The organism is Streptomyces sp. NPDC059564 (genome assembly GCF_042735575.1).
In the GTDB taxonomy this organism is placed as follows: domain Bacteria; phylum Actinomycetota; class Actinomycetes; order Streptomycetales; family Streptomycetaceae; genus Streptomyces.
This window is the reverse complement of sequence record NZ_JBHWBP010000381.1, coordinates 1-7155: the sequence shown is the minus strand read 5'-3', so window position 1 is coordinate 7155 and position 7155 is coordinate 1. Positions and strand designations below refer to the sequence as shown.

The 7155-nt window shown below is 72.7% G+C and carries 6 protein-coding genes; 5 read left to right on the top strand and 1 reads right to left on the bottom strand.

Going from position 1 to position 7155, the window contains the following annotated elements; genetic code table 11:
* The 4 genes from ACFV0Q_RS35830 to ACFV0Q_RS35815 form a co-directional block, all read left to right on the top strand.
* The coding region (locus ACFV0Q_RS35830) for an ATP-binding protein (RefSeq protein WP_385011342.1) at positions 1–221 on the top strand (221 nt) is incomplete at its 5' end.
* Positions 222–380: 159 nt separating this feature from the next.
* A complete protein-coding gene (locus ACFV0Q_RS35825; RefSeq protein WP_385011340.1) occupies positions 381–2555 on the top strand; it encodes an MMPL family transporter in 2175 nt (724 codons plus the stop codon).
* Positions 2555–3259, top strand: a complete 705-nt coding sequence (locus ACFV0Q_RS35820) for an LmeA family phospholipid-binding protein (protein ID WP_385011339.1) — start codon at positions 2555–2557, stop codon at positions 3257–3259. Before ACFV0Q_RS35825 ends, ACFV0Q_RS35820 begins: the two co-directional genes overlap by 1 nt.
* A 76-nt stretch (positions 3260–3335) precedes the next feature.
* Positions 3336–3659, top strand: coding sequence for a DUF1876 domain-containing protein (locus tag ACFV0Q_RS35815; RefSeq protein WP_385011338.1), 324 nt, complete (start codon positions 3336–3338; stop codon positions 3657–3659).
* A gap of 119 nt (positions 3660–3778) precedes the next feature.
* Here ACFV0Q_RS35815 and ACFV0Q_RS35810 read toward each other — a convergent pair whose 3' ends face one another.
* Complete coding sequence (locus ACFV0Q_RS35810) at positions 3779–4918, bottom strand: amidase domain-containing protein (protein ID WP_385011336.1); 1140 nt, start codon at positions 4916–4918, stop codon at positions 3779–3781.
* Positions 4919–5084: 166 nt separating this feature from the next.
* On the opposite strand from ACFV0Q_RS35810, the gene ACFV0Q_RS35805 reads away from it, so the two are divergent.
* Positions 5085–7155, top strand: a 2071-nt coding sequence (locus ACFV0Q_RS35805; RefSeq protein WP_385011334.1) for a transglycosylase domain-containing protein, incomplete at its 3' end; no start/stop codon positions are given.

Below are 7155 nucleotides of genomic sequence, written 5' to 3'. Positions count from 1 at the left end.
GCGGACCCGGACTGACCGAGGACGACGTCCGCGTCGCCTTCGACAGCGGCGCCCTCCACGAGCGCTACCGGGGCACCCGCCCGGTCGGCAGCGGCCTGGGGCTGGCCATCGCCCACCGGCTGACCGGTCGCCTGGGCGGCCGCATCCGCGTGGAGGGGCACGGCCCGGAGGGCGGCGCCTGCTTCACCGTCACCCTGCCGGCGGCGCCCGACGCCGACTGAGGGCGCGCGGAGCCCGTACGCGGCAGGCGCGCGCACGGAGCCCCGTACGTACCCGGCGGGCGCGCGGGGCTCCGTACGCGGCGGGCGCGACGGGCTCCGTACATTCCCCGAACATTGCGCCCATGATCCCCTTACCGGCGCCGCGCACAGTGGGGCCCCATGAACATTCCAACGGCCGAGGAGCCCGGACTCCTCCACCGGAGCGGGCGCTGGTGCGCCCGGCACGCCTGGCGGGTCGTCGCGGTGTGGGTCCTGCTGCTCGCGGGCCTCGCGCTCGCCGACCACACCTGGGGCGGCACCTACGCGGACAGCTTCTCCCTGCCCGGTACCAGCGCCCAGACCGGCGCCGACCTGATCACGGCCCACGGCGGCGCTTCCGGGGGCACGGCGGCCCCCATCGTGATCAAGTCCGGCGGGGGTCCGGTCGGTGATCACCGGGCCGCGGTCGAATCGGCCGTCGCCGGCCTGGGCCGCCTGCCGGAGGTCCTCTCGGTGGCCGACCCGCTCGCCACGCCGGGGGCGGTCTCCGCGCGCGGCGACATCGCGCAGGTCACGGTCCGCTTCACGACGAGCCCGGCGTCCTTCGACCCCTCCTACCTCGCCGGGGTCGACGCCGCCGTCGAGCCGCTGCGCGCCGAGCACCTCACCGTCGAGTACGGGGATCCGCTCGGGCAGCTGGCCACGCCCAGGTCCGCCGACCGCGTGTCGGAGGCCATCGGGCTGGCCGTCGCCGTACTCGTCCTGCTGATCGGCTTCGGCAGCGTCGCCGCCACCGGGCTGCCGCTGCTGACGGCCGTGCTCGGCCTGGCCATCGGCCTCGGCGGCCTCGGCCTGCTGGCGGGGCCGTTCGACTTCGGCCAGGCGGCCCCGACCTTGGCCGCGATGATCGGCCTCGGTGTCGGCATCGACTACGCCCTCTTCCTGGCCACCCGCTACCGGGCGCTCCTGCCGTCCACCGCGGATCCCGCCGAGGCGGTCGGCCGTACGGTCGCCACCAGCGGCCGTGCCGTCCTGGTCGCCGCCGCCACCGTGGCGATGGCGCTCGGCGGGCTGTGCGTGTCCGGCGTGGGCTTCATCGGCACCCTCGGTGTCGCGGCCGGGCTCAGCGTCGTCGTGGCCGCCGCCGCGTCCGTGACGCTGACTCCCGCGCTGCTGGGACTCCTCGGCCGCCGCATCGACCGCCTGTACGTGCGCACGCCGGTCGCCGAGCCCACCGGCGAGTCGGACGTCTGGCGCCGCTGGGCGGTCAGGGTCAGCCGGCGCCCCTGGGTCTTCCTGGCCGGGGGTCTGCTCGTGCTGGGCGTCCTCGCCGTCCCGGCCGCGTCCATGCGGCTCGGGCACGTCGACGCCGGGGCGCAGGCCGCCACCAGGACCGACCGCCGGGCCTACGACCTGATCACCGAGGGGTTCGGCCCCGGCGCCAACGGGCCCCTCACCGTCGTCGCCCACCTCGACAGCGGCCGGGTCGCCGACGAGGGGCGGCGTCAGGAACTGGCGGTCTCGCTCAAGCGGCAGCTGACGGCCGTACCGGGGGTCGCCTCCGTGACCGCCCCCGTCCCCAGCCCCGACCACGCCCTGCTCCTCACCACGGTCACCCCCGCCACCGGTCCGCAGGACCCGGCCACCGCCGGCCTGATCCGGACCCTGCGGGAGGACACGGTGCCGCGGGCGCTGTCCGGCACCGGCGCCACCGGATACGTCACCGGCACCGCCGCCGCCACCCAGACCTTCACCGACACCCTCGCCTCGACGCTGCCCCGGATCGTGGGCGTGGTCGCCGCCGCGGCGTTCCTGCTGCTGCTCAGCGTCTTCCGCAGCCCGCTGGTCGCGCTCAAGGCCGCCGTGCTGAACCTGTTCTCCATCGCCGCCGCCTACGGCGTGGTCGTCGCGGTGTTCCAGTGGGGCTGGGGCGGGGCGCTGTTCGGCGTCACGGAGACGGTGCCCGTGGAGTCGTACGTGCCGATGATGATGTTCGCGATCGTCTTCGGGCTCTCCATGGACTACGAGGTCTTCCTGCTCTCCCGCATCCGCGAGACGTGGCTGCGCCACGGGGACAACCACCTGGCCGTGGCCACCGGTCTCGCCGCCACGGCCCGGGTCATCACCTGCGCGGCGCTGATCATGACCAGTGTGTTCCTGGCGTTCCTGCTCTCCACGAACGTCGCCGTCAAGATGCTCGCGCTGGGCCTCGGCGTCAGTGTCGTCATCGACGCCACCGTGGTCCGCCTGCTCCTGGTGCCCGCCTCCATGTACCTCTTCGGGCGTGCCAACTGGTGGCTCCCCGGCTGGCTGGACCGAATCCTTCCGCATCTCGACCCCGAGGGAGACCGGTGATGAAGCGCCTCCTGGCAAGGCTCCGGGCGGCCGTGCGCCGCCACCTCCTCCTCACGGTCGCCGCCGGCGCGGTCCTGGTGGCCGTCGCCGCCGTCGGGGCGGAATCCGCGGCCCGCACCGTGATCCAGCACCGCGTCGCGCAGGCGGCTCCCGGCCTCGGTGACGACGTGTCGGTCGGCGTGGGCGGCGACGACTGGGCCCTGTGGGACCTGGCGCACGAGCGCATCCCCCGGCTGGACATCAGCAGCGACGCCGCCCGCGTGGGGACGCTCTCCCCCCTCCGCGTCCAAGCTCGGCTCGACGACGTCCGCCTCGGCGCGAAGGCCACCGTCGGCAGTACCCGGGCCGAGGTGACCGTCCCCCCGCAGGCGATCGCCGACGCGATCCGGACCACCAGACCGGGGGTGCCGGTGGCCTCGGTCAGCACCGACCCGGAGAACGGCACCGTCCTCGCCGCCGTGGGCCCGGGCGGCGCCGGACAGCTGACGCTGCGGCCCGCGCTCGCGGACGGGAAGGTCTCCCTCGCCGTCGACGGGCTCACCGTGTTCGGCCGCTCCGTCCCCGCCGACCGGTTCGGACCGCAGGCGCAGGCGCAGGCGCCCCGGGCCTACCCGCTGGGGCTCGCGGCCACGTCCGTACGGGTCCGCGCGGACGGCCTGCACGTCACCCTGACCGGCGGCCCCGTCCCCCTCCCCGCCGGGTAGGTCCCGCGACTGCGCGCCCGGGCCCGTACGGAGGGATCCTGGAAGGAGGAGGACCCGGGGCGTGAGGAGGCGCGTCATGACACACGCCGAACAGTGGCAGGTGGGCGTCTACCTGGAGGAGGAGGACGGCACGACCACGGCACGGGCGGTGCTCGACAACGGCACGACGATCATGACCGGCCGGGGCCGGTCCCGCTGCAACCCGCAGGACGTGGAAGTCCACGCGATCGGCGACGAGCTGGCGGCGAGCCGGGCCATGCGGGATCTGGCCGGTCAGCTGATGCGCGCCGCCGACCGGGACCTGGCCGCGGTGGGCGCCGTACCCGATCCCCCGCGCACCGGCTACGGCTGGCCGAACGACGCCGGCCCGCGCGCCACACCGTCCGGCCCGACGATGTAGCCGTCGAGGGACCCGCCCGTCGAGTAGGTCACGCTGCGCATCAGCAGTCCTCCGAACACGCCCGGGCCGGCCCCTCCCGCCGCGGAGGTTCCGCGGCGGGAGGGACCGGAGGGCTACCGTCAGGTGCGGTATGCGAAGTAGACCGCGTCCGGGTAGGACGCGATGAGGCTCGCGAGCGACTTGCGGTAGGTGTTCGTGGAGTGGTACGTGACGTACGGCATGCCGGCGCTGCTGCGGTAGGTCACCATCATGGAGTGGTCCTTGGACCCGTCCTTGTTGAAGTCCACCTGCAGGATGTCGCCGACGTCCGTCTGGTAGACGTTCGCCAGGTTGGCGGCCCGCTCGTTGGAGAGCGTGAACCAGGCCCACTCGTTCGCGCCGACCCACGAGTCGGACTGGCGGGCGCCGTCGTACCACCAGTTGCGGTAGTCCGACGTCGAGCCGGGAACGGCCTTCCAGCCGCCCACCTTCAGCGCCTGGCTGATGAAGTTGGTGCAGTCACCGCCGGCCCCGCTGAACTTGCGGTACGCGGGGTTGTAGTTGCTCCAGTACTTCTCCGCGTACTTCGCCATCGCCGCGTAGTCGTACGCGCCGCCGGTCTTCGCCTTGGGCTTCGCCGGCGCCGGGTACTTGGTGGACGCGGGCGTGCCGTCCGGGTACTGGTTGCCGTCGTCCTTGACGACGTTGGCCTTGGCCGCCACCGGCTCGTTCACCGCGACCGGACCGGCCTCCTGGGACTTGATCGAGGTCAGCTCCCAGGCACCGCCCTTCTTGCTGGTGAGCTTCAGCTCGTAGCGCGTGCGGAAGTCGGTCGTCGCCGGCTCGTCCCCGCGCAGCTTCTTGTACGTGAGCGTGGTCTGCTCGGTGACCTCTACGGTCGCCTTGCCGCCGGTCACCGTGGCCTTGTCCACGGAGACCTTGGTGTCGGCGCCCGTGTAGGCCTCGCCGAGCTCCGCCAGCCGCGTCTTACGAGAACGCAGCGACGATATCGCGGCGTCCTCGTCCTTCTTCAGCTGGGCCGACATGCGCGTCTTCGCAGTGGTACGGCCCGAATTGTGATTCCCCGCCCGGTCCTCGACCAGGGCCTCGGTGCGCTGCGAGAGCACGTCGTCCGCGAGGCGGGCAAAGGTGTCGACCGTCTTCCGGTCGGCTGCTTTGGGGCCGGATTCCGCACTCGCAGAGGAAGCGAGCAGACTTGCGGACGCCACGCCCACGGTCAGGGCCGCACCGACGGCGAGCCTGAACCTCTTTGGTATCACTATTTTTCCCCTTGTCACCCGGTCCACTCGAACCGGGGGACGGAATCTTCGCACAACTTGACGACCCCATCGTTCCGTTCCGCTTACGCGGCCGACCCGCCCCTCGCCGGTCGCACAGCCCGAGCATCTAGGGTGTGGGGAAAGCACGGCAGAAAGGGCATACGGAGTGGGCAGGCAGGAGAGGGCCGGAAGAGGACGACCGCACGACCGGCGGGCGGCCCCGACGGACGACGGCGCAGCCCCGTCGGGCCGCCTCAAGGGCTCCGGTTCGCGTCGTCGGACCCGTACGGAACCCGGTCCGCTGGGCGCCCTCGCACCGGCCCTCGTAGCGGCCCTGGCACCGGCTTGCGCCAAGGCCGCCGCCGCGGCCCGCCCGCAGCTGCGGCGTCTGCGGCCCGCCTACCCGAGACCGGGCCGCAGCGGCTGGCGCCGCTGGATACCCTCGGGGCGCCAGTGGCTGGGCGCGTGCCTGTACGCCTTCATCGGCATGGTGGGGTTCGTCGCGTGCGCGTACGTGGTCACGGACATACCCGACGATCTCAACTCCTTCGCGAAACAGCAGGACAACATCTACTACTGGGCCGACGGTTCCACGATGGCCCGTACGGGCTGGGTCAGCCGGCAGGAGATGCCCCTCGAGAAGGTGCCCCCGCAGGTCCAGGGCGCCGTGCTCGCGGCCGAGAACTCCAGCTTCTACTCGGACCCCGGCGTCTCGCCCTCGGGCGTCCTGCGCGCCGTGCGCGCCGCGGTGACGGGCGGGGAGACCCAGGGCGGGTCGACCATCACCCAGCAGTACGTGAAGAACGCCTACCTGAGCCAGGACCGCACCCTCTCCCGGAAGTTCACCGAACTCCTGCTCGCGGTGAAGCTGGACAACCAGAAGGACAAGAAGCAGATCCTTCAGGACTACCTCAACACCAGCTGGTTCGGCCGCGGCACCTACGGCATCCAGCGCGCGTCCCAGGCGTACTACGGCAAGGACGTCTCCCAGCTCAACGCCAGCGAAGGCGCCTTCCTGGCCTCCCTCCTCAAGGGCGCCGGGCTGTTCGACCCGACCCTCGGCAAGGAGAACCACGCGCGGGCCGTCGAGCGGTGGAACTGGATCCTGGACCGCATGGTCGAGACCGGCCGGCTCTCGGCCGCCGAGCGCGCCACGTACACGAAGTTCCCCGAGCCCTCCGCGTCTTCGCTGTCCGGCACCCCGGGCGCGCAGAACGGCTACCTGGTGGAGCTGGCCAAGGCGTACGCGATCAAGGCCGGGCACATCAAGGACTCCGACTTCGACCTCGGCGGCTACCAGATCTACACGACCTTCGACCGGAACCGCATGGAGGCGCTGACCGCCGCCGTCCAGAACGCCCAGAAGGACTTCGACGCGGAGAAGCGTCCCGACACCGACAAGCACGCGAAGGTCGGCGCGGCGAGCGTCGCCCCCGACGGGCGGCTGCTCGCCGTGTACGGCGGCCCCGACTACCTGAAGCAGGGCTTCAACGAGTCGAACGCGACGACCATCCCGGCCGGGACGGCCTTCACGCCGATCGTGTACGCCGCCGCGCTGGAGGAGGGTGTGATGCGCACGCGCGGCAGGGCCCGTACGCCCGTCTCCCCCATGGCCACGTACGACGGCAACGACCAGGTCACCGTACAGACGCCCGAGGGGCCGTACTGGGACCGCAGCGGCAAGGTGGTGAAGGGGCGCAACGACGGCGGCCGCAACTGGGGCCAGGTGACCTTGCAGCAGGCCGTCGCGAACTCCGTGAACACCCCCATGCTCCAGCTGGGCCTCGATGTCGGACTCGACCGGGTGGACGCGTTCGCCCAGCGCTGGGGCCTGCTCGAATCGAGCCTCGGGCCGCGGATCCCCACCTTCGCGCTCGGGGAGAACTCGATGCCGAGCGCGATCCGCATGGCCGGCGCGTACGAGACCTTCGCGGCCGACGGCATGCACACCGACCCGTACTCCGTGCGCTCGATCACCCGCAACGGCGCCGCGGTGCCGGTCGGCGCCCCGAAGCCGGCCCGGGCGGTGTCCGCCAAGACGGCGCGCACGGTGACGGAGGCCCTGCGGGACGCCGTCACCGGGGGATCGGCGAAGTCCGCGGCCAAGGCGCACCCCGGCGCGGCGGGCAAGACCGGCACGACGGCCGCGAACACGGCGGGCTGGTTCGTGGCCAGCACCGAGCAGGAGTCCACGGCCGTGGTGGTCTACCGGATGTCGCTGACCGACCTCGTGCCGC